The 21,387-nt window shown below is 43.6% G+C and carries 22 protein-coding genes and 1 pseudogene; 16 read left to right on the top strand and 7 right to left on the bottom strand.

Annotation, left to right across the window (positions count from 1 at the left end):
* Nucleotides 1–13 precede the first annotated feature (13 nt).
* The 5 genes from serS to GC102_RS13835 form a co-directional block, all read right to left on the bottom strand.
* Nucleotides 14–1,297: a serine--tRNA ligase gene (serS, locus tag GC102_RS13815; RefSeq protein ID WP_171690156.1), complete on the bottom strand. Its 1,284-nt coding sequence runs from the start codon at nt 1,295–1,297 to the stop codon at nt 14–16.
* A gap of 306 nt (nt 1,298–1,603) precedes the next feature.
* On the bottom strand, nt 1,604–2,572 hold the full coding sequence (pfkA, locus tag GC102_RS13820; RefSeq protein WP_171690049.1) for a 6-phosphofructokinase: 969 nt from the start codon (nt 2,570–2,572) through the stop codon (nt 1,604–1,606).
* 34 nt (nt 2,573–2,606) lie between these two features.
* Nucleotides 2,607–3,632 (bottom strand): tetraprenyl-beta-curcumene synthase family protein, encoded by a 1,026-nt coding sequence (locus GC102_RS13825; RefSeq protein WP_171690157.1) that lies wholly within the window; start codon nt 3,630–3,632, stop codon nt 2,607–2,609.
* Between the two features lie 31 nt (nt 3,633–3,663).
* Nucleotides 3,664–4,296, bottom strand: a complete 633-nt coding sequence (locus tag GC102_RS13830) for a hypothetical protein (protein ID WP_171640294.1) — start codon at nt 4,294–4,296, stop codon at nt 3,664–3,666.
* 28 nt (nt 4,297–4,324) lie between these two features.
* The gene (locus GC102_RS13835) at nt 4,325–4,639 is read right to left on the bottom strand and encodes a hypothetical protein (RefSeq protein ID WP_171640292.1); all 315 of its coding nucleotides are present in this window, start codon (nt 4,637–4,639) and stop codon (nt 4,325–4,327) included.
* 226 nt (nt 4,640–4,865) lie between these two features.
* Between GC102_RS13835 and GC102_RS13840 the strand changes: the two genes are divergently transcribed.
* The 12 genes from GC102_RS13840 (at nt 4,866) to GC102_RS13895 (ending at nt 18,214) form a co-directional block, all read left to right on the top strand.
* The gene (locus tag GC102_RS13840) at nt 4,866–6,200 is read left to right on the top strand and encodes a multi antimicrobial extrusion protein MatE (RefSeq protein WP_171690050.1); all 1,335 of its coding nucleotides are present in this window, start codon (nt 4,866–4,868) and stop codon (nt 6,198–6,200) included.
* Between the two features lie 22 nt (nt 6,201–6,222).
* Entirely contained in the window at nt 6,223–7,407 is a 1,185-nt protein-coding gene (locus GC102_RS13845) for an MFS transporter (protein ID WP_171690051.1), read from the top strand.
* A gap of 25 nt (nt 7,408–7,432) precedes the next feature.
* Nucleotides 7,433–8,122, top strand: a complete 690-nt coding sequence (locus GC102_RS13850; protein ID WP_171690052.1) for an ABC transporter ATP-binding protein — start codon at nt 7,433–7,435, stop codon at nt 8,120–8,122.
* Nucleotides 8,119–9,471, top strand: a complete 1,353-nt coding sequence (locus tag GC102_RS13855) for an ABC transporter permease (protein ID WP_171690053.1) — start codon at nt 8,119–8,121, stop codon at nt 9,469–9,471. Before GC102_RS13850 ends, GC102_RS13855 begins: the two co-directional genes overlap by 4 nt.
* Before the next feature lie 12 nt (nt 9,472–9,483).
* Nucleotides 9,484–10,587: an efflux RND transporter periplasmic adaptor subunit gene (locus GC102_RS13860; RefSeq protein ID WP_171690054.1), complete on the top strand. Its 1,104-nt coding sequence runs from the start codon at nt 9,484–9,486 to the stop codon at nt 10,585–10,587.
* 86 nt (nt 10,588–10,673) lie between these two features.
* Nucleotides 10,674–11,321, top strand: coding sequence for a nitroreductase family protein (locus GC102_RS13865; RefSeq protein ID WP_171690055.1), 648 nt, complete (start codon nt 10,674–10,676; stop codon nt 11,319–11,321).
* Between the two features lie 814 nt (nt 11,322–12,135).
* Nucleotides 12,136–13,236: an amidohydrolase/deacetylase family metallohydrolase gene (locus GC102_RS13870; protein ID WP_171690056.1), complete on the top strand. Its 1,101-nt coding sequence runs from the start codon at nt 12,136–12,138 to the stop codon at nt 13,234–13,236.
* Nucleotides 13,214–14,317, top strand: coding sequence for a DgaE family pyridoxal phosphate-dependent ammonia lyase (locus tag GC102_RS13875; protein WP_171690057.1), 1,104 nt, complete (start codon nt 13,214–13,216; stop codon nt 14,315–14,317). The genes GC102_RS13870 and GC102_RS13875 overlap by 23 nt, the downstream gene beginning before the upstream one ends.
* A 1-nt stretch (nt 14,318) precedes the next feature.
* Nucleotides 14,319–15,074 carry a 2-dehydro-3-deoxy-phosphogluconate aldolase gene (dagF, locus tag GC102_RS13880; RefSeq protein ID WP_171690058.1) on the top strand — a complete coding sequence of 252 codons (756 nt, stop codon included), beginning with the start codon at nt 14,319–14,321 and terminating at the stop codon, nt 15,072–15,074.
* The gene (locus GC102_RS13885) at nt 15,067–16,083 is read left to right on the top strand and encodes a sugar kinase (protein WP_171690059.1); all 1,017 of its coding nucleotides are present in this window, start codon (nt 15,067–15,069) and stop codon (nt 16,081–16,083) included. Before dagF ends, GC102_RS13885 begins: the two co-directional genes overlap by 8 nt.
* An 11-nt stretch (nt 16,084–16,094) precedes the next feature.
* Complete coding sequence (locus tag GC102_RS13890) at nt 16,095–16,808, top strand: GntR family transcriptional regulator (protein ID WP_376769371.1); 714 nt, start codon at nt 16,095–16,097, stop codon at nt 16,806–16,808.
* An 80-nt stretch (nt 16,809–16,888) separates the two neighbouring features.
* Entirely contained in the window at nt 16,889–18,214 is a 1,326-nt protein-coding gene (locus tag GC102_RS13895; RefSeq protein WP_171690060.1) for a GntP family permease, read from the top strand.
* A gap of 182 nt (nt 18,215–18,396) precedes the next feature.
* Here the strand turns inward: GC102_RS13895 and GC102_RS13900 are convergent, their stop codons facing one another.
* On the bottom strand, nt 18,397–18,594 hold the full coding sequence (locus GC102_RS13900; RefSeq protein ID WP_028556542.1) for a cold shock domain-containing protein: 198 nt from the start codon (nt 18,592–18,594) through the stop codon (nt 18,397–18,399).
* Nucleotides 18,595–18,721: 127 nt separating this feature from the next.
* Entirely contained in the window at nt 18,722–19,438 is a 717-nt protein-coding gene (locus GC102_RS13905) for a class I SAM-dependent methyltransferase (RefSeq protein WP_246320908.1), read from the bottom strand.
* An 85-nt stretch (nt 19,439–19,523) separates the two neighbouring features.
* Between GC102_RS13905 and GC102_RS40050 the strand changes: the two genes are divergently transcribed.
* From GC102_RS40050 to GC102_RS13920, 4 genes and pseudogenes are all read left to right on the top strand, one after another.
* Nucleotides 19,524–19,658: a hypothetical protein gene (locus tag GC102_RS40050; protein WP_281367664.1), complete on the top strand. Its 135-nt coding sequence runs from the start codon at nt 19,524–19,526 to the stop codon at nt 19,656–19,658.
* Entirely contained in the window at nt 19,618–19,884 is a 267-nt protein-coding gene (locus GC102_RS13910) for a hypothetical protein (protein ID WP_171640266.1), read from the top strand. The genes GC102_RS40050 and GC102_RS13910 overlap by 41 nt, the downstream gene beginning before the upstream one ends.
* A 273-nt stretch (nt 19,885–20,157) precedes the next feature.
* Nucleotides 20,158–20,799: pseudogene (locus GC102_RS13915) on the top strand (TerC family protein); the annotation flags it as partial.
* A 283-nt stretch (nt 20,800–21,082) separates the two neighbouring features.
* Entirely contained in the window at nt 21,083–21,265 is a 183-nt protein-coding gene (locus tag GC102_RS13920; protein WP_171690063.1) for a hypothetical protein, read from the top strand.
* The last annotated feature ends 122 nt before the right edge of the window (nt 21,266–21,387 follow it).

Consider the following 21,387-nt stretch of genomic DNA (forward strand, 5'->3'; position numbering starts at 1 on the left):
GTGGTACGTTATTTTATTTGTTCGGTATGACAGTGAGCCCTCTCATATAAGGTCTCAGTGCGGCTGGCAGATAGATTGAGCCATCTGCTTGCTGATGATTCTCTAATAAAGGAATTAGAATTCTTGGTGTGGCGACAGCCGTATTGTTAAGGGTATAGCAATAACGCAGCTCACCGTTCTTATCCCTATAACGTAATCCGCTGCGGCGGGCTTGAAAGTCAAGAAGGCTTGACGACGAGTGCGTTTCACCATACGCATTGCGGCTTGGCATCCATGTCTCAATGTCATACTGCTTGTAGTTTTTGGCGCCCATATCTCCTGTACATACGGCAACGACACGATAAGGAAGCTCAAGTAAATTTAGAATATCTTCTGCATTCCGTGTGATTTGATCTAACATTTGATCAGCAGTGGCGTGATCATTCTCACAAAGAATAACCTGCTCGACTTTGGCAAATTGATGAACACGATATAATCCTCGTACATCTCTACCTGCCGAACCAGCTTCTTTGCGGAAACAATTCGATACGGCTGCCAGTTGTATCGGCCCCTTTGATAAATCTATAATCTCACCCGCATAATACGAAACCAACGGACCTTCCGATGTGCCAACTAACCATTTATTTTCATCCTGCAATTCGTAGGTCTGATCCTTCCCAGCGGGGAAAAAAGCCGCATTCTGCAGCGTCTCTTCTCGCACCATCAGAGGGACATCCATCACCGTGAACCCTCGGTCTGATAGCAAATCAAGAGCAAGCTGTTGAACAGCTCTGTGTAGGTATAGCCCCATCCCTTTAAGGTAGTAATTCCTGCTTCCAGCTACCTTAACTCCACGTGGGAAATCGAATATATCCAACTCCTCACCGATTTGCATATGATCACGAGGCACAAATTCAAACGAGGTAGGTTGACCCACTACTTTCTGTACAACATTATCTTGATCGGTAGCCCCGAGTGGAGTTTCAGGTGAAACCAGATTCGGTACAGTAAGCATCAGCTCCTTGAACCGCTCCTCAAGTATCACGAGCCCCTCTTCGTACTCCGTTAATGTTCGGTTCCAGCCGCGAACCTGATCTTTCAAAGCCTCGGCTTCTCCCATATTCTGCTCAGCCATACACTGCGCAATCTGAGCTGAAGCACGATTACGTTCTGTGCGCAGCTGATCCACTTGTTGATGCAGCAGCCTTTTCTTCTCATCTACCTCAAGCAGCTCATCAAGAGGACATTTTACCCCTTTATTTTGAGCCGCTTCCTTCACTTGCTCCTGATGCATACGAATCCATTTGATATCCAACATACCGCTCACCGCTTCCTTTTCTAGTCTGGGAAAAAGACAAAGAACGCCCCTGTCCGATTGGGACGAGGAGCGTTCTGCTCGCGGTGCCACCCAACTTGATGACGACATCATGATGTCATCATCCGCTTGGTTCCGCGATAACGGGCGGTGCCGGTTTATTTAGAGAAAGGCGATGTATCCTGCGCCTTACCGATCATGAACGTCTCCGAGTTGGATGCTCTTCACAGACCTAATGTCGCTTTGTATTTGTTCGATATTATAAACGAAGATATGAGACAGGTCAATAGCGTTTGTTCCAATGTAGACCTACTGGGATAAACGACTTGCCAATTCATAAAGTTCTGTATTAAAAGGACGCTTTGTATTTACAACTAAATCAATATCGGTAGCTACTAATTCCCCTTTGATAACACCGCATGCTTTGGAGGAATCGCCTTCCATGAGCTTACGTACAGCGAAATCACCGAGACGGCTTGCCAAGATTCGGTCATTGTGCGTAGGAGCTCCGCCGCGTTGAATATGGCCAAGAACAGTTACGCGAGGCTCAATGCCAACATACTCATTAATCTTGTTAGCAATCCCATCACCGGTTCCCGCTCCTTCAGCAACGAGAATGATACTATGACGTTTGCCATGGGAGAAGTTATCCTTCATACGATTAGCTACTTCATTAATGTCGACCTCAACCTCAGGAACGATAATCGTTTCCGCACCACTAGCTAGTCCAGCGTAGAGTGCAATCTCACCGCAGTGACGTCCCATGACTTCTACTACGGATGAACGTTCATGCGACGTCATCGTATCACGAAGCTTATTGATCGCATCCACAACAATGCTTACTGCTGTATCAAAACCGATCGTAAAGTCGGTGAATGGGATGTCATTGTCAATTGTACCAGGCAGACCCATCGTTTTGATGCCCAACTTGCTTAGCTTATTGGCACCTTGATAAGATCCATCTCCTCCAATAACGACCAATCCGTCGATACCGCGTTTACGCAAGTTTGCTGCTCCAATTTGTTGGCCTTCCGGCGTTAAAAACTCTTTACAACGAGCCGTTTGTAGAATGGTCCCCCCGCGTTGAATGATATCTCCAACGCTGCGCAAATCCATTTGGCGAATATCATCGTTAATTAAACCATGGTATCCACGTTGTACGGCATAGACCTCGAGACCATGGAATAACGCGCTTCTTACAACCGCACGGACGGCCGCATTCATTCCCTGAGAGTCTCCGCCACTTGTTAGAACGGCAATTGATTTTACTGCTGACATTTCATTTCCTCCTTCAAATTCTTCTGAATGTCATTCATGATGACGTACGGATGTACATGCTATTTAGCCAGAAAAATAACCGGGTTAATGGACTATTTTTCATAAGACGCTTCGATATTTTTTTCACTTGTTGTTGGCCGTTGACCTTTGGATCCGACAAATACAGCGCAAGCAAACCTTCGATTATCATACGATGAAATCGCGGATGTTCCAAGAACAAAATTTTGCTACGAGCCTCTTGCACGATAAAGGCAATTCTCTCAACGGTTGCTTCCATAGATTCATAATAGCTGCAAAAGTTCAAGTCTCCACCCAAGATATCTTCTTCCTGGTCGATTAAATAATCAAGTAAAATATGCAGCCCGCACACATAGGGGAAATAAGCCTCCCGTATCGAATCGACCTGCTTTTCACTCAAATGAGGATCACAAGCTGCAAGGAAAAGCATAAACATGCCTAACGTTGAACCTGTGGCTGCTGCAAATTCATTCCAAGAAATTTGGCTATACCTATGATGATGTTGATCCCACCACTGATGAAGCTCAGGCTCCCGCATATCCTTGCGAATATGCTTGTACACTTGTAAGTCGCAGTATAAGGCTACGAAATCTCGCACCTGATCGGCAACTTGAGTATATGACGGAAGGAGACTAATACAAGACTGACACTTTTGGACGAGCTCTGTTAAATAGTTACCGTCCTCTTTCTCTTGTCTGTATGCATAGTAATCGTTCAAAGGCTTAGAAGGATCAACAGCATCCAACATCGATTGGTGCAATTGACGGAAATCCTGGGGATCCAAGGATGTACTGCGATCACATAGATTATCTAAATAATCACTAATCGTTTGAAACGCAACAATGAGCGGGATGAGTACATGACGCATCGACAAATTAGCAGCCGCATAAACAGCGCCACCTTGACAATGAAATTGTTTCGTTGCGATGCTGGCTAGTGCTTGAGTGCGCAGTTCGACATCTGGGATATTCTCCGCTTTTGATTTCCATATGGAAAGCTGATCGCTTACGTCAGGTAAAATATAACGGTACACCCTAACCATTAATCTTATTGGGCCTTGTGGAACCTTTGTGCTACTTCTGTCCAATTGCTTCAAGCAGACTTCCTCCACAACTTTGTTCATAGCAATATTGCAACAATAACTGCATTTCATATCGTTGAATATGCCGCAACCATTGATCAACAATAGGATTTTGAACCAGGGATACTTGTAACTCTACGATATCTATGAATACACAAGGGATCCATTCCGGAGAAGTAATAAGTACTTCAAGCTTCTGACGAAGAGCTTCATTGTCCAAATCAGCCAAGTCTTTTACAGTCAAATAATCGCTCACACATTGTAGTAAGTTAGAGAAAATAGGATGATGGCCGACATCGTTGAACCAATACTTCGCATTGCTGTAATCCCCCTCCATCCGATGCATCAGAGCATGCCAGTAGCTGCCTGTTGCATTCGTGATTTCCTGGGCAATATCATGGGATTTATCTAAACTCTCATTTAGTAAAAAAAGACCCGCTTTAATCGCCAATCCATAAGACTCTTGCTCAGGACTGCCTTGAGTCATCATTGCTGGGACAAGTGCTTCAATGCGTGCATCCATACTTCCATCCCATTCTTCAATCGGATATAAAGCAGGTAGATGCTCCAAGAGCGGCTTTGCAATAGCTTCCAGCCAGTTATCCCCATCCTTATTGCTATGCATGCAGTCATTCTCCCTTCATTGACAACCATTATTGGTGGGTTTTCGATTCCAATTCCTGATTCGCCCGGAACCAAAGATGAAGATCATTTATGATAGAAGCTAAGTCAGCAATTTCGGAATTCAAACGGCATGATGTGGGAAAATCGTCTTCCTTATCCAGCTGATTCTGTTTGTAAATAATCGTCGCCTCTAGCTTCATAATGCGGTCCGGTATTGCACCGCGAATTTGTTCCCAATGTAATAAAATATCAACGCGCACACTGGGCGGATAACACTCCCACTCCACTTCTAACACGGGAATCTCAATTCCGAGTCTGGCATCATACTGGAAATAGCAGCTCATTCTTCTGTTAAACCTCCTTGCAGTAAAAACTGGCTGCGACTTGTTCAAGAAACATTCTACCTTTAAATGTATCACTTCAAACCTTGGGTTTCCAGTTAAAATTGTATGTCAACCTGTTTTCATTTTCTGGTATACTTAAATAACGTTTTTAAAAGGGAATTTTTAGTAAGAGTTATGCTTACAAAGCTAGTTTTGCTAAAGCAAAACTCTAAGGAGTGCGATTTAGATGACCGCTAAGACAATAAAAGAAAACATCACTTGGAAACAGCTCATCTCCTTTTTCCTCCCCCTCGGCCTTTCAGCAACACTAGTTACCCTCTCGCATGTTATTATCAATAGCACCTTGGCCAGGGCTGATAATCCGGAAGTGGTCATTGCCAGCTATGCGCTGCCTTTAAGCTTACTTGGCCTAACCGAAAGACCCGTTGTTTTGCTGCGACAAGCTTGCTCAGCTCTTGTAAGAGACCGCATCTCATTTCGAGCCATGGCAGCGGTAAGTTCTTATGTATTTGCGTGCATCATTCTAATTGGCCTCATTTTATGTTATACGCCTGTTGGAGAATGGGTATTTCTTTATTTTTTTGGAGTTGAACGTGAATTATTAGACACAACACTTAGTGTTTATCGCATCTTGATGTACGTTAGCATTTTCTCAGGTCTGCGGTGTTTATTTCACGGTATAATTATTTTTAATATGCGGACCAAATGGTTGACCATTGGTATGTGCGTGCGAATCATCGCTATGTACTTGTTATCGTTATATTTTATTACTACAGATAATGTTTCTAGTGGCCGTGTTGGCGCCATTATTTTCTTAGTGGGAATGATTATTGAAGCGATAGTTGCTGTATGGGAAGGAACAAACTTACTTCGAACCGTCATTCCAGAGAAGGCACCTGATCATCAGATTGAAACCAAACAACAAATTTTCAGCTTCTATAAGCCCCTTCTGTATTCTTCGATCATTGCCGTCGTCATTGGACCCGCCATTAATGCCATACTAGGTAAAACAACACATATTCATTTAGCGATCTCTTCTTATGCGATTGCCGGTTCCTTGACTCAATTGGTTTTGAGTTTCTTTTCTTACATTCATCAAATTGTTTTGAACTTCTATCGCAAAGATGCTAGAACTGTCGTCCGTTTCGTCATCCTTCTTAGCTTTATTCCAGGCGCACTCATCGCTATTCTTGCCTATACAGCTCTCGGACCTTGGTTTATGACACATGTCATGGGTGTTAATTCCGAACTGATGCATGCAAGCTTACTTGCCATGCGAATATTTATGATCATGACGATTGTATTCCCGTGGCTTGATTACATGAACGGTATTATTATGCTGAGAGGCCAAACGAAAATCATGGTTTTATCTCAATCTGCGAATGCTATTGTTACCGTGTTAACCTTATTCATCACCATTTCTAATGCACCCGGTTGGAATGGCTTGATCGGTGCTCTCGCGCAGTCTGTTGGTATGCTGGCTGAGCTTCTAGTCGTATTCTATATACTCAAGCGAACGTCTGAAAACGGGCAAACGTATTTTTCTACAGAAAATTTGTAAAGAAATCGAGTGATAACCACTGATGAAAACGTCTATTCCTACAAAGCCACAAGACCATCTACTCAAATTGTTCACGTTTTCCTTTTTTATGACGATGGGTATTGTCGTTACTTTTTTCCCGCTTTACTTTGATTACAAAGGATATTCCAAGCTTCAAATCGGTTTGTTGTACGCTATTGGACCACTGATTGGGATAGCAACCAACTTGCTATGGGGATTCCTTAGTGATCGCTTCCAAACCGTTAAGAAAATCATGATCATTCTAATTATTGGGCAGCTACTCACTGCCATCTTGGTATTTACCGCGGGTTGGTTCTCCCTGTTGTATATATGCTTAGCGATGTTTTTCTTCTTTCAGCAGCCCGTAAATTCATTGAATGATAGCCAGCTAATGCTAAGTATTCGAGATAGCGGTAAGAGCTACGCCTCCTTCCGCGTATGGGGTTCCATCGGTTTCGCAGTATCTGCCGGAGGTTTTGGGTTACTTCTTAGACACTTCGGTACAGGGCTCACGCCAATTCTATGCCTACTTACTATTAGCTGCACGTTAGTCATCATTTTTTTGCTAAAAGATGCGCGTCAAGGTGGCAAGAAGATGGCCTTCGGGGGCATGCTCGATATCATTCGTTCCAAGAAGTTCATCTGGTTCTTAGTGTTAATTATTATTATGTCCGTTTCACATCGTTTCAACGATGGATTCCTAGCCTTGTATATGCGCCAGCTCGGGGCATCTGATTCCCTGATTGGCTATGCTTGGATGACCTCAGCGCTTAGTGAAATACCGGTGTTTTTCTTTCTGAGCAAGCATGGACATAGGTTCAAAGAATTACCCCTGCTTGCCTTTGCCGGAATCATATATGCCGTACGATTCTTCATTATGGGCTCTATTCAAGATCCTACTTGGGTCATTGGTGTTCAATTGTTACATAGTTTAACATTCGGTATCTTCTTATTCACGGCTAACCGCTATATTAGCCAAATCGTACCTGATGAGTATCGCTCCTCTGGGCAAGCCATCTTCGCTGTTGCATGGTCTAGTATTGCGGGATTAATTAGCGGCACGTTGGGCGGTTGGATTTTTGATTTAGCTGGTGGAAGCACAGTCTATGTCATTGCAGCTTGCTTATCGATCGTCGCGGCCATAGGGTTCCTAGGCACGCATATATTTCAAAACGATGAAAGTGAAAGTATGCCCAGTGGTCGATGAGTTTTAAAATGAAGGGGTTGTTCACGTGTTAGCCATTGAACGGTTATCTCACAGTTTCCGCACAGGCCAAGAAGAAACTCCCGTTCTTCATGAGCTAAATTTCCGAGTAGAGCAAGGAGAAATGGTTGCTCTGCTCGGCAGCTCAGGCTCTGGGAAATCAACACTGCTAAATTTAATGGCAGGCCTAATGAAGCCTACCCGAGGTAGTATTTTAATCGCTGGACAAGCCATTGAGAAAATGAGCGAAAACCGCTTGGCGGAATTTCGGCGGACTCATATCGGATTTATCTTCCAATCTTATGAATTAATACCACATTTAACCGTTCGTGAGAATGTAGAATTGCCACTTGTATTCCAAAGTGTCGCAAGTCAAGAACGTAAACAACGAGCGATGGCTCTCTTACAGCAAGTCGGTATCGGGGATAAGTCAGATATGTTTCCGTCACAGTTATCTGGCGGACAACAACAACGTGTCAGTATTGCCCGCTCCTTGATTACGAAGCCAGCTATCGTCTTTGCTGATGAACCAACAGGCAATCTGGATACGAAGACTGAGAAAGAGATCATTGATCTACTCATTGACTTGAACAAGGATGGCATCACGTTCGTTATTGTTACCCATGAGCATGAAGTTGCACGCCGAACGCAGCGCATTTTGCAGCTTCGCGATGGTTATTTACTGGAAGGAAACGATCAGGAAGGTGAGGCCGGATGAAACTTAAGGATTACCTTCGTCTGGGCTGGGACCAACTGCAGCGACGCAAGGTTGTAACAGCGCTTTGTACCGTAGGAATTGCCATAGGTTCCGCTTCCATTATGGTTGCTCTAGGATTTGGCGAATCTATTCAACACTACAGTCAGAAGCAAATGAGCTTCTATCTCAAAACCGATGAAATCACCATCGTTGACCAAAACAGCGATCCTAACAGTCCTTCTAAAGTTACGTCAAGTAAGCTCGATCTCATCCGTACTTTTCCGCATGTTAAATCGGTTGCTAGTTTTCAAGATTTAGGACAATTCAGATTCACTGTCGATGACGGTAAAGAAAGCTACCTGAACCTCAAAGCAACAGAGTTGAGTACTTTAGAGGACTTCGACTCCAAGTTCCAACAAGGTGGGGCGAGTGATCAGGACAATAATATCGTTCTCAACTATGGGGCTACGCTTGGTGTCTTGGATGCAAAGACGCAGGAAGTACGTAATAAACTTATGCAGCAAAATCCTAGCAAGGAACAATCCGAAACCTACCGTCAAATGGGTGCTATTCCTTACCCCCTATATCAAAAGAAAATCTCCCTGAAATCAAATAATAATCAAGAGCAACCAGGTAACCAATCAGGCACTAACACCATCCAACCTAGTGAGGTGACAGTTCTCGTCATTGGAGTACTTAAGAAACCCGATGGATTGCCAGACTCCATGTTGCAAGGGAACAAAGCTGCCTATGTATCCCCTGAAACAGGTCTCAAAATTCTACAAGCCCAAAATAAGTCTTCAACAAATAGACATGTTCAATATTCAGAAGTTAGAGTCAAAGTTGATAGTAGTATGAATGTGAAACAAGTAGATGAAATGATCAAAAAACTTCAACTCACAACGCAGACTAATTTGTATCAAGAAGATCGCATGAAAGGCGAGTTTGCCATTGTTAGATTGCTGCTCACCGGTGTTGGCCTATTTGTTCTCTTCGTAGCTTCCATTTCCATCGTGGTCGCGATGACGATGTCCACTCATCAGCGACGTAGACAAATCGGAATCATGAAAGTACTTGGCGCAAATTTGAGACAAATCCGCAATATGTTTATCGTGGAATCTTCACTTTTAGGCATGCTAGGTGGCTTTGTAGGTATTTTGCTCTCTTATTGGGTCATTTGGGGAATTAATTTGATTATTATCAAATTCGACTCCAATAATAGCGGCGATCCCGTGGAAATCTTATTTATAAGCTTATGGATTCTTCCTGTCGGTATGTTTTTTGCGATTATGACAGGCGTTCTTTCGGGTTTATACCCCGCAGTTAAAGCTTCTCGAACCGATGCACTAACAGCAATTAAACGAGAATAGGAGATTGTTAGCATGAGGAAAAAGAAAACATGGATGCTAATTCTAACGGCTGTCATTGTCTGCGGCATTAGCAGCTTTCTATACATATCAAGCCATCCTAATCAAATGAAAACAAAAAATGCCGACGCAGGTGCTGCGTTCAATGCCCTACAATTCAAAGTTACAAAAGAAGATCTGGTTAACAGTATTGAAGTCAAAGGGAAGTCTTCTTATGAGAAGGAGACGCGCGTCTACGCACCCTTTAGTGGCGAAATAAAAACTTGGCATATAAAAGACGGGGCTCAAGTAACAAAGGGACAGCAGTTATTTGAGCTTGATGCTACACCACTAAGAAGTGAAATTGCCGCCCTGCAAACTAGCTTGAAGAAACAAAAGTTGGAAGCCGATCTAGCCAATTTCAAAGCTGCTGGTCCTGGGGGGGATAGTGGCAGTGTAGCTGCAGGTGCTGTTAGTGAAGATGATGCCCGCCAGCGCTTTGCCGCGTCAGAAGGACGTAAAATTCAAGAACAGTTGAATGCGGTCAATGATCAATCCATTCAATTGCAATTGGCTAAGAAACAAGAGAAAGTGGAGCAAGCTTCCTTCGTTGCGCCTGAGAATGGCATCTTCTTATTCGAAGACTCCTCCAAAATTCCTAAGTCTGTCGAGGAAAGCGTACGTATTGGTAAAATCGTAGATTTGACGAGATTGCAGTTGGTTTGCACGGTTGGTGAATTTGATGTATTTCGCATTAAGCCAGACATGCTTGTACAAGTAAAAGTAGATGCACTGAAACAGAAAAAGCTTCAAGGTAAGGTTGAAAAAGTATCCAAGTTTGCCAAGACTGGCACGGATCAAGGCACAAGTTCAGCTCAATTCGAGGTTACCATTTCTTTAGAACCAAATGAGCAGCTAATAGCCGGTCTCAGCCTCTCAGGAACGATAGAAACAGATAAAAAGCCTCAAACCTTAGTGGTACCCACTTTAGCCATTCTGCATGAGAAAGAAGTCTACTACGTGATGCTGCAGACTGCTCAAGGCGTAGAACGCCGTGATATCGAGATTGGGATGGAAACCCCTGAGAAAACAGAAGTACTAAAAGGTCTGAATGAAGGCGACACGGTTGTGCTGCAATAACAACTGCTTTATAATAAGCATAAAGTCTTAGTACCAAGTAACAAAATATGCACAATTCAAGCAGCAAAGGCAGGTAGTTGTTTTTTATGAATTATGAAGATTTTAAGACGATTGTACTGGAGCGCCGCAGTGTTCGAAATTTCACAGAGCAAGAAGTTGCCACGGAAGATATTCGTGAAATTATCGACTGCGCCAGATATGCACCAAGCGATACGAATTCCCAGACATGGAAGTTTATTGCGATAAGAAATAGAGAGAAAATCAAACATATCGAACAATTGACCTGGGACCAACTCCATCTCCGTGCGGCGGCTGCCGAGGAAAAGGGACTTTCTAGAGAAGCCCGCTTATTGGTGAAATCATTCGGTCCCTATGCTACAGCATTCTCCGATGCTCCTGTTCTTATCATTTGCTTAGCAACGCCTTACGAATCGAAGTTCCGTGATCGGATTTTTGATCCGATTCAGCTCGTCGAAGACAGCGTATGGGCCGAAGAAGGCATTAAGAGTTCCTGCTTAGCCTCTCAGAACCTGATGCTCGCAGCGCACGCTAGAGGCTTGGCAACATGCCCGATGACAGGCCCCGTGCTTTTGGCCCAAGACCAGATTCGAGCATATCTGGACATCCCAGAAGAATGTCAGATTAATATGGTCATCTCCCTCGGTTATCCGAAGGATCGTCCAGGCAAACTGGCACGCAAAGAAGTCGATGATATTCTTCAAATCATCGACTAATATGATAGATTGATTGGAGCTGCCGCATTCGCGGACAGCTCCTTTTGTTTAGGCGCTTTGACCGTTAATAAATAAAGGGGCTGTCCCAGAAGGGTTATAAACCTTGAGGGGGATCTACCTTAAAGAACGTATTCATAAGGACTTCCGCCAACAGTGAAAGGTCCTTTTTGGTCATATCAGAATTTATATGTATTAGAGTATGGGGTAAGTAAAGCATACTCCTTTTTATTCGTACGCTCCAGAATAAGCGCGTTTTCCGCGCTTATTCTGAACGGACACTCAGGATTGTCTGCTGAGAAGTCGATTTTCAGCTTCTCAGACTCTGTCGACTCGGCGATGACTCACTGAAAGCGCGGTTTTCACGCTTATTGGTTCGTTCACTTCTGAATAAGCGCGTTTTCCGCGCTTATTCAGAACGGACGCGCAGGATGATCTGCTGAGAAGTTGATTTTCAGCTTCTCAGACTCTGTCGGCTCGGCGAGGACTCACTGAAAGCGCGGTTTTCGCGCTTATTATTTCGTTCGCTCCTGAATAAGCGCGTTTTCCGCGCTTATTCAGAACGGATGCGCAAGACAGTCTACCGAGAAGTTGATTTCCGGCTTCTTAATTCCATTGCTTATTTCATGGCAAAATTTAATCTTTTAAACATTATAACGTTATATTTACTTCACTAATTTTCTGTGCTATTCTAACATTATAACGTTATTTTCTTTACACGATTAACACAATTCACTCCTATGTATGTGAGGAGCTATCTAGGCAATCTTAAATGTAAGCGTTAATAAATTGAATTACAGAAAAAGGTGACAAGCACATGCAAGAGAGATTCGTATTGCACAACGTAAAATACGTTAATGGAGAATGTCTCGATATTGTAATTGAAGACGGGAAGATCGCTGATTTGACCAGAGTTGGGAGTGGACATGGGAAGCATATTTTTGATTATTCTCATGTTTATGTCTCAAGTGGTTGGATTGATATGCACACCCATGCCTTTCCTGATTTTGATCCCTACGGCGACGAAATCGATGAGATCGGAATCAAGCAAGGTGTAACCACCATTGTAGACGCTGGTAGTTGCGGATCTGACCGGATTGCTGACTTAGTTGCAAGTAAGGAGCGAGCTCTAACGAATTTGTTCGCTTTTTTAAACATTTCGCGCATTGGTTTATTAAGAGTCGATGAATTATCCAACATGGCATGGATAGATCATGAAAAGGCTGTACAGGCCGTAAAACAATATAAAGATATCATTGTTGGATTAAAGGCAAGAATAAGCAAAAGTGTTGTTCGTGACTGCGGCATTGAACCTTTGCTCGCTGCGCGTGCACTTTCTCATGAAACCTCTCTCCCTTTGATGGTTCACATCGGTTCTGGACCACCTAGTATCGAAGATATCCTTTCGCTTTTAGAGAAAAAAGATATCATTACTCATTATCTGAACGGGAAAGCTAATAATCTTTTTGATGAGGATGGAAAACCGTTACAGGCGTTTACAAAAGCTATTGAAAGAGGCGTACATCTGGATGTTGGTCATGGCACTGCAAGCTTTTCCTTTAAGGTTGCGGAGGCAGCAAAACAACATCATATCGGTTTAGATACCATTAGTACTGACATCTACCGCGGGAACCGATTGAACGGCCCAGTATATAGTATGTCTCATGTACTCTCTAAATTTCTTTACTTAGGCTACTCCCTTGAAGAGGTCATCGCAGCGGTCACCGCACATGCAGCAAACTGGCTAGATAAGCCAGAGCTTGGTCGAATTCAAATTGGTGACGTTGCCAATCTAACCCTGTTTACGGTTCAAAATGAACCAACTACACTTGTTGATTCTGAAGGTGACAAGCGTATAGCAGATCAAATCATACAAGCCAAAGGAGTGGTTGTGAATGGCTCTCTCATTAAATGCTAAATATGGTCTAAAGCGTGTAATCAATGCAAGTGGACGAATGAGCATTCTAGGTGTATCTGCTCCGACAGATACGGTCATGGAAGCCATGAAGCATGGCGGGCAAAATTACGTTGAGATTGCAGATCTCGTTGATAAAGCAGGTGACTATATCGCTAATATCCTAGGTGCCGAAGCTGCGGTTGTTGTCAACTCGGCATCAAGCGGCATCGCACTCTCTGTCGCGGCTGTTGTGACTGAAGGAAATCGCCGCAAGAGTGAACGTCTGCACCAAGAGCCTATTGCTAAAAGCGAAATCATCATGCTCAAAGGTCACAATGTCCAGTATGGAGCACCCGTTGAAACAATGATCTACTTGGGAGGCGGTAAGCTCGTTGAAGTTGGCTACGCTAATGAGGGTAAAGCTGAGCATATCGAAGATGCGATTACTGAACATACAGCAGCTATTCTTTACGTAAAATCTCATCATGCCGTCCAAAAAAATATGATTTCTGTTGAAGAAGCATGGGAGATTGCACAGCGTAATAGTGTTCCGCTTATCGTTGATGCAGCTGCAGAAGAAGATATTCAAAAGTATGTAAAATACTCAGATCTTGCCATCTATAGTGGTTCTAAAGCCATTGAAGGTCCTACTTCAGGGATTATCGGCGGGAAACGAAGCTATATCGAGTGGGTAAAAGTTCAACTATACGGTATTGGGCGAAGTATGAAAGTTGGTAAAGAAACCACTTTCGGCTTACTTCAAGCGCTTGATGAATATGGCGTCAAAGAAGATAAAAGCGAACAAGAAAAAGCCGCTTTGCAAGTGTTAATGCCTCTCAGCGAATTGAAAGGTGTAAAAGTGACCATTGTACAGGATGAAGCTGGTCGTTCGATTTTCCGCGCGCGCATTCAAATTGATCCTGAGCAAGCTGGCACTACAGCCAAGGAAGTTGTCACAAGACTGCAGAGCGGTGAGATTGCTATCTACACACGCGATTATGGCGTTAGACAGGGCTATTTCGATATCGATCCACGTCCGCTTCAAGGCGATGATATTGAGGTTATCGCTGCTCAAATACGTAAACTAGTAGGAGGCAAATAATATGTCCAACATTGCAAAACGTTTCTATAAAGGCCGCGCGGCATTGAATGTATTGGCTAATAGTGTAGAGAATGCTAAAGAGATATTCGAAGCAGCGGAAGGTTACGTACTTGTAGGCGTTCTTTCCAAAGACTACCCAACGGTTGAATTAGCTGTAGAAGCGATGAAAGAATACGGAAAAGCCATTGACGAAGCCGTATCGATCGGACTTGGTGCTGGCGATAATCGTCAAGCTGCAGTTGTCGCAGCCATTGCGAAGCACTATCCGGGCAGCCACATTAACCAAGTATTCCCTGCCGTAGGTGCAACGCACGCCAATCTTGGCGACCAAGATAGCTGGATTAACAGTTTGGTGTCCCCTACTGGACGCGTTGGCTATGTCAATATCTCAACAGGCCCAATAAGCGCTGCGCAATCTGAGCTAGCGATTGTACCTGTGAAAACGGCCATCGCCCTTGTCCGTGATATGGGCGGCAATGCCTTGAAATATTTCCCGATGAATGGCTTAAGCTGTGAAGATGAATTGCGCGCTGTCGCGCAAGCGTGCGGAGAAGAAGGTTTTGCCTTAGAACCAACTGGCGGCATCGACATGGATAATTTCGAAACGATCCTGCGTATCGCACTGGAAGCTAAGGTTCCACAAGTCATCCCTCACGTGTATTCATCGATCATAGATAAAGAAACAGGTAAAACGAGAGCCCAAGATGTCCGCGAATTACTGGAGATCATGAAGAAGCTGGTTGATCATAATGGCTAAAAGAATTGCTGCTTTTGGAGAGGTCATGATGCGCTTGCAGGTGCCGGGGTATGAGCTCTTATCCCAAGCTAGCAGTTTGAATTATTCTTTCTCTGGTACTGGCGTGAATGTAAGCTCGGCACTGGCGCGCTTAGGTCATACCGGGTACCTCATATCCAGATTGCCGACAAATGCCGTGGGAGATGCTGCGGAATCGTATTTGCGAAAATTAGGTATCTCTCAATCGTTCATTGTTCGAGGCGGTAACTACTTGGGCATGTATTTTTTAGAAAATGGATTCGGTGCGCGGCCCAGCCGCGTAACGTACTCCAACCGTCAGGAGAGCAGCTTCAACACAGCACCTGAAAGTACTTATAATTTTGCTGATATTGCTAAAAATATCGATATCGTCCATTTCTGCGGCATTACCTTGGCCATGAACGATAATGTTCGGCGACACATGAAAGATTTGGCGAGAGCGGTCAAAGCGCATGGCGGCACCGTAGTTTTCGATTGTAACTATCGTCCCGGCCATTGGGGTGAAGGTGGCTATACCAAAGCGAAACCGCATTATGAGGAAATGCTGCAGCTGGCTGACATTGTCATGATGAACGAAAAAGATGCGATGTTTACCCTTGGCATGCATACTGATCAGATTGAAAGTCAAGAACAACTGATGGAGCTGATTCCAGCCGTTGCGAGGCAATATCAGATCTCTGTCATAGCAGGTACACACCGTAACATTAACGGTGACAACACGCATTCCTTGCGCGGATTTATCTATAAGGACCAAAGCTTCACCTTTTCTAAAATGCTCACGTTTTCTATCTATGATAGAATTGGTGCAGGAGATGCCTACACGAGCGGTATCGTACACGGAGAAATTCAGGGATTTTCCCCGGAGAAAACAGTTGGATTTGCAGCGGCTGCTGGCATGCTTGCACATACCATTGTAGGCGATACTCCGATGTCATCAGAAAGCGATATTCTTCGTGCGATGACGGAAGCCGTAGGCGATGTAGAAAGGTAGTGATTGGATTGGTGAATTTATCCCGTAATAAAAGACCATTATATTTACAAATCATGAATATCCTGAAGGATCGCATCTTACACGGTGTGTATCCCTTAGGATCGAATATACCGTCAGAACCCCAGCTAGAGCAGGAATTCGATGTCAGCAAGATCACCATTCGCAATGCCATCAAAGAACTTGCGCAAGAAGGATATTTGGAAAAGAGCAGCGGCAAAGGGACCAAGGTTATACGAAATGCTTCTACGTCCAAGCTTTCCAAATGGAAGCGTTTCACAGAAGTTCTAGTTGAGGAAGGCCATCAAATTCACAAGCAATTGTTGCGAGCCGAAGTTGTAACGAATAAGGTAGGCACAGAACCTTATCAATTATTTGGGGAGCGCTGTTTGTTCATCGAACGTCTTTATCACTTGAATGACACACCCTATATCCACTACTCCCACTATCTATCCATGCAAATGTCAAATATCGAACTCTCGGATTTGAATGATCAATCCTTGTATGAATTGCTTGAGGAGCACGGAATTGCCTTAGAAAAGTATCGAGATGAGTTTGCTGCTGCCACTGCTCCCTCTTATGTGGAAGAAATTTTGCATGTAAAAGAAGGAACCCCTCTATTGAAGAGATTACGTTATTCGTACGATGAACGAGGCGATCTGATTGAATTCAGTAAAGGTTATTACAGCACGGTCATGCACAATTATGTCGTCAATTACGACAGTTAAGAAACACGTAGAAAACGCAGTTCCTTTTCTCGTCTACAGATTGATAACGCTTACTACACCATGGAGAAGAGGGATTATATATGAATATGTATCTATTAATGGTTACATTGTTAGCGATTGTGATTGTTATTTTAGGGGTAGCTTGGTGGAAATGGCACGCGTTTATTAGTTTAACCGTTGCCAGTTTGTTCTTAGCGATTATGGCCGGGTTATCCATGGATAAAATTGTTGGTGCCTATGAAACTGGAGTTGGAAACGTTTTAGGCCATTTAGTTGGCATATTAGCGTTAGGTACGATTTTAGGAAAAATGATGTCAGATTCAGGCGCTGGTACACAAGTAGCCAATTTCTTCATACGGGTTTTTGGTGAAAAAAGATTGCCTTGGGCCATGCTGCTCTCCGGTTTTATTATAGGAATCCCTGTATTTTTTGACGTAGGGATTGTCATGCTGCTGCCTTTGGTCATCTCGATTCATAAATCAACGAAACAAAATATTTTGTTAATCGGCCTGCCTGTCATCGCCGGATTATCCATTGTTCATGGTCTTGTGCCGCCGCATCCTGGGGCTATGACAGCCATCGGTATCTACAAAGCTGATATCGGAAAAGTTCTTATCTACTCTCTCATCATTGCGATCCCAGCGGCGATCATTGCAGGTCCTTTGTTTGCTAAATGGGTGCATAAACGTGTGGTTCCCGAGAATGAGCCAGAACTGCTCAGTGCAAGCACAGAGCCTGAGAAACTGCCAGGTGCCGGCATTTCGTTCTTCATTATTTTATTACCTGTTTTATTGATGGTTTTATCGGTTGTTGCACCGTATCTGTCACTCCCAGTCGGATTTATGAAATTCCTAGTCTTTATTGGGAATTCAGTGATTGCGCTTCTAATCTCATGTTTTGCAGCCTTCTACTTCTTAGGCATACGTCAAGGCATGAACAAAAATTATATCAGCAAGCTATCCCATGAATGCCTATTGCCTGTAGGTTCGATTATCTTGATTATCGGTGCTGGCGGCGGGTTTAAACAGATCCTTATCGCGAGCGGCGTCGGTACATCCATTGCTCAGATGGCAGAGAATATCTCCCTTTCTCCTATTGTCCTAGCTTTCATGGTTGCTGGATTAATCCGAGTCGCGACTGGTTCGGCAACAGTGGCATTAACAACAGCGGCTGGTATTGTTTCACCGATTGTTGAGCATATGTCAGGCGTGAATTTGGAGCTGCTCGTTATCGCCACAGGCGCAGGGTCTCTTATGCTCTCCCACGTCAATGACGCCGGTTTCTGGATGGTCAAAGAATATCTCGGGTTAACGGTCAAAGAAACGTTTAAAACGTGGACGGTACTCGAAACACTGCTTTCGTTTATTGCCTTTGGAACCGTGCTCATCGTCGATATGTTCGTATAACATTGGGCTGCTCTTCAAAATAAATAAGCCTGTACGTCTCCTCTTGGGAAGTGTACAGGCTATTTTCAATAGTAAAGCGGTCAAAGAAGAATCGCAAAAAAGACAGCCCCGAATAGATACGGGGACTGTCTTTTGTTGTTTGTGCTATGACACTCTATTTATAAGTGGGAAGTCCCAGTTTCTTATAATTTTGTGACGTTAGCTGCTTGAGGACCACGGTTGCCTTGAGTAATATCAAACTCAACGGATTGGCCTTCTTCTAATGTTTTGAATCCTTCGCCCTGAATTGCGGAGAAGTGAACGAATACATCGTCGCCTCCATCAACAGAAATGAAACCGTAGCCTTTTTCTGCGTTAAACCATTTAACTGTACCCTTCAAATGAACAACCTCCTAAAAATATCGCCATCTATGACGAATAAGGAAATTATACCATTAGCAAGGTGATAAATCAACGAAAAAAACGGTGTGGATAAGCTAATATTTGTTGATGTACCAACGTTTTTCACTATGCAGATGGGTTTTTAATTATGCATAAATATTGATGAGAATTTGGCAAAAAAGGCAGGCTCGCTTCCCTTTTTTGGACCAGATATCCTTCATTTGTGAGCTCATTTATTAATTCTGATAGCTTGCTATATTCGGCTTGCCGAAAATTCAATAACGGATAAATACGCACTTCGCCACCAGGCTTACAGACACGAAGCAGTTCCTTAACGGCTGCCCGATGAAAAGAGTAGTCGAATTGATCTTCATATAGAAAGAGAAAATGACTGATTAAAACAAGGTCAAAGCTCTCTTCTGCAAATGGAAGTGAAGGAAGACAAGCAGCATGATACCTGGAAGCTGCATCTTTACTCGAGAAATCATTTACAAACTGCTTAAGGCTCTTGACGCGTCCAGCTTTGTGGTTGTCAACAGAACCATAATACGTCCAATCATACACATCTACTAACTTTTCCATTTTGGCTGCAACAAGCTCGATCTCTTGCAGACCATGCTCCGCGATCTCCTCAGCAGATTTCTCATACAGAGGATCAACCGCTTCTGAGAAGATACCTAGCTGCCGTGCTTCTACCGTAAAAGAAGATGCACCGCCTGCAACATCTAAGACTCGCTTACCAATTAAATTTTCTGTCTGCAAAATAAACATTTTCTCATATTCTGCATACGATCTTGAGGTCATCGCAACCCCAACCTGCTCATAAACACGCTTTTGTTCCATGCTCATCTCTCCTCTGCTCAACTCTTGGCCTTGCCTAACTGCCTCATAACCCATTCCCTATGGAAAGGATTAGGAGGATTTTATCATGGGACCCTCATTGGAGGCAACAAGAAAATTGACAGCTGCTTGTTTGGAAATCACCACTTTTTGTGGTACGATTGCTTATATCTTTGAGCTCAATGCAGAAACGAGGAAAACAAGTGTCAAATCAACCTTTTAAGAAACACGTTATTTACAAAAAAGATAAATGGAACATGCTGAATGTCGAGGTACAAGGCAGTAAAATCGTACTAACCGAAATAACCGATCAATGGGGCGAAGAGTGCCACACCTTCATCGGACGACCAGCTATGTTACACTGGGCTAATGAGCGGTTTGCCAAAGACAAATTCCAAGGCACAGATGAAGAATGGCAAGCCATCATGGATGCTTTCAAAGAAGTTTAATTCTTTGGTCCAAATGCCTTGACTTTCACATCCACCCTTCTTATAATTAACTTATAAGTTCATACGTATCACTCCAAAGGGGAGTAGCTGATACAGTAAAGTCGTCAATTCGGATCCTCATCAGGTCCCGGCTTTATTGGCAACGACAACGTTGTTAGCAAGACCTTTGCCATGTTTATTGGTGAAGGTCTTTTTTGATGAATTAGAGCCTTCACCGGTCACCGGTGCTAGGCTCTATTTTTTTCAAAAATACGCTTAAGGGAGTGTTCGCTCATGGATTGGTTATCAACAGGTTTCTTCGTCTCACTGCTCAGCATTATTCTCATTGATCTGGTACTTGCGGGGGATAACGCGATCGTTATCGGTATGGCTGCTCGTAATTTGAAAAAAGAAACGCAAAAACAAGTCATCCTCTTGGGTACGATAGGCGCTATTGTCATTCGTGCTCTAGCAACAATGGCCGTCGTTACTCTTCTGAAAATTCCTGGTCTTCTACTGGCAGGCGGTATTCTTCTCCTCTGGATTTCGTATAAACTGCTTAGTGAAAAGAAGAATCACGGAGACATTAAGGCCAAAGACGGCATCTGGGCTGCCATTCGAACCATTATTGTGGCTGATGCCGTGATGGGACTCGATAATGTCATCGCTGTAGCAGGAGCTGCTCACGGTAACTTCATACTTGTTATTATCGGGCTTCTGGTAAGTGTGCCTATCGTTGTTTGGGGCAGTACGCTGTTCATCAAATGGATTGAGAAGTATCCGTCGATCCTATATATCGGTGCAGGAGTTCTCGTATTAACAGCTGGTAAAATGATTACCGGCGAGAAATTCCTTTCCCCTTATTTCAACTCAAATCCGCTTGGCAAATGGTTGTTCATTGGTTTACTCATCGTAGTTGTGCTTGCAGCCGGCAAATGGTCGAAAATGATTGGCTACCAGGTCGAAGTTGGGGATAGCGGTCAGTTGACACTTCCTAAGGAATTAAGCGATGAAGCACAAATCGCTGCCGAAGATCGTTTTACCGTCAAAATGGATTCTCGCGGCAAGTTCATACTGGTCAAAGCTGAGGATGATGAAAATCCGGATGAAACGATGCAGCATGCTGGCTGAAAAAGGAATTTTCATTTGCACAGCGAAAGTTAGTATCATGCGTTAGTTAGCTAGTGTCATACTCTATAGGGATAAGGATGATTCAACAATGACCGATTCCGGATCTATCATCACATTTGTACTCGTATCCTTCTGCCTAGCCATCATTTTGATTATGAAAAAAGACAGCCTACCGGCACAAATGAAACGGTACCTAGCCTTGCTGGCGATTGTCATGGTCTCGATATCATTTGTACTAATCTTAATTAGCTTCTTTGGAGGCGGAATGTAAATTTACTTCCTTCCAGCTTTTTCATATAATCATAAATGAATGGGTTAACGGTCATACTAGGTGAAAACCATGTTATGGGATTTTATCAAGCACATCCCATGTGGGCATACGCCGGGAGCGTG

Source organism: Paenibacillus germinis (assembly GCF_013141785.1).
GTDB classification, from domain to species: Bacteria; Bacillota; Bacilli; order Paenibacillales; family NBRC-103111; genus Paenibacillus_E; species Paenibacillus_E phytorum.

Bases quoted from the DNA above. Each gene is read 5' to 3' on its own strand.
- serS (WP_171690156.1), bottom strand. From the start codon at position 1,297: ATGTTGGATATCAAATGGATTCGTATGCATCAGGAGCAAGTGAAGGAA.
- pfkA (WP_171690049.1), bottom strand. From the start codon at position 2,572: ATGTCAGCAGTAAAATCAATTGCCGTTCTAACAAGTGGCGGAGACTCT.
- GC102_RS13825 (WP_171690157.1), bottom strand. From the start codon at position 3,632: ATGGTTAGGGTGTACCGTTATATTTTACCTGACGTAAGCGATCAGCTT.
- GC102_RS13830 (WP_171640294.1), bottom strand. From the start codon at position 4,296: ATGCATAGCAATAAGGATGGGGATAACTGGCTGGAAGCTATTGCAAAG.
- GC102_RS13835 (WP_171640292.1), bottom strand. From the start codon at position 4,639: ATGAGCTGCTATTTCCAGTATGATGCCAGACTCGGAATTGAGATTCCC.
- GC102_RS13840 (WP_171690050.1), top strand. From the start codon at position 4,866: ATGACCGCTAAGACAATAAAAGAAAACATCACTTGGAAACAGCTCATC.
- GC102_RS13845 (WP_171690051.1), top strand. From the start codon at position 6,223: ATGAAAACGTCTATTCCTACAAAGCCACAAGACCATCTACTCAAATTG.
- GC102_RS13855 (WP_171690053.1), top strand. From the start codon at position 8,119: ATGAAACTTAAGGATTACCTTCGTCTGGGCTGGGACCAACTGCAGCGA.
- GC102_RS13860 (WP_171690054.1), top strand. From the start codon at position 9,484: ATGAGGAAAAAGAAAACATGGATGCTAATTCTAACGGCTGTCATTGTC.
- GC102_RS13865 (WP_171690055.1), top strand. From the start codon at position 10,674: ATGAATTATGAAGATTTTAAGACGATTGTACTGGAGCGCCGCAGTGTT.
- GC102_RS13870 (WP_171690056.1), top strand. From the start codon at position 12,136: ATGCAAGAGAGATTCGTATTGCACAACGTAAAATACGTTAATGGAGAA.
- GC102_RS13875 (WP_171690057.1), top strand. From the start codon at position 13,214: ATGGCTCTCTCATTAAATGCTAAATATGGTCTAAAGCGTGTAATCAAT.
- dagF (WP_171690058.1), top strand. From the start codon at position 14,319: ATGTCCAACATTGCAAAACGTTTCTATAAAGGCCGCGCGGCATTGAAT.
- GC102_RS13885 (WP_171690059.1), top strand. From the start codon at position 15,067: ATGGCTAAAAGAATTGCTGCTTTTGGAGAGGTCATGATGCGCTTGCAG.
- GC102_RS13895 (WP_171690060.1), top strand. From the start codon at position 16,889: ATGAATATGTATCTATTAATGGTTACATTGTTAGCGATTGTGATTGTT.
- GC102_RS13905 (WP_246320908.1), bottom strand. From the start codon at position 19,438: ATGGAACAAAAGCGTGTTTATGAGCAGGTTGGGGTTGCGATGACCTCA.
- GC102_RS40050 (WP_281367664.1), top strand. From the start codon at position 19,524: ATGGGACCCTCATTGGAGGCAACAAGAAAATTGACAGCTGCTTGTTTG.
- GC102_RS13910 (WP_171640266.1), top strand. From the start codon at position 19,618: ATGCAGAAACGAGGAAAACAAGTGTCAAATCAACCTTTTAAGAAACAC.
- GC102_RS13920 (WP_171690063.1), top strand. From the start codon at position 21,083: ATGACCGATTCCGGATCTATCATCACATTTGTACTCGTATCCTTCTGC.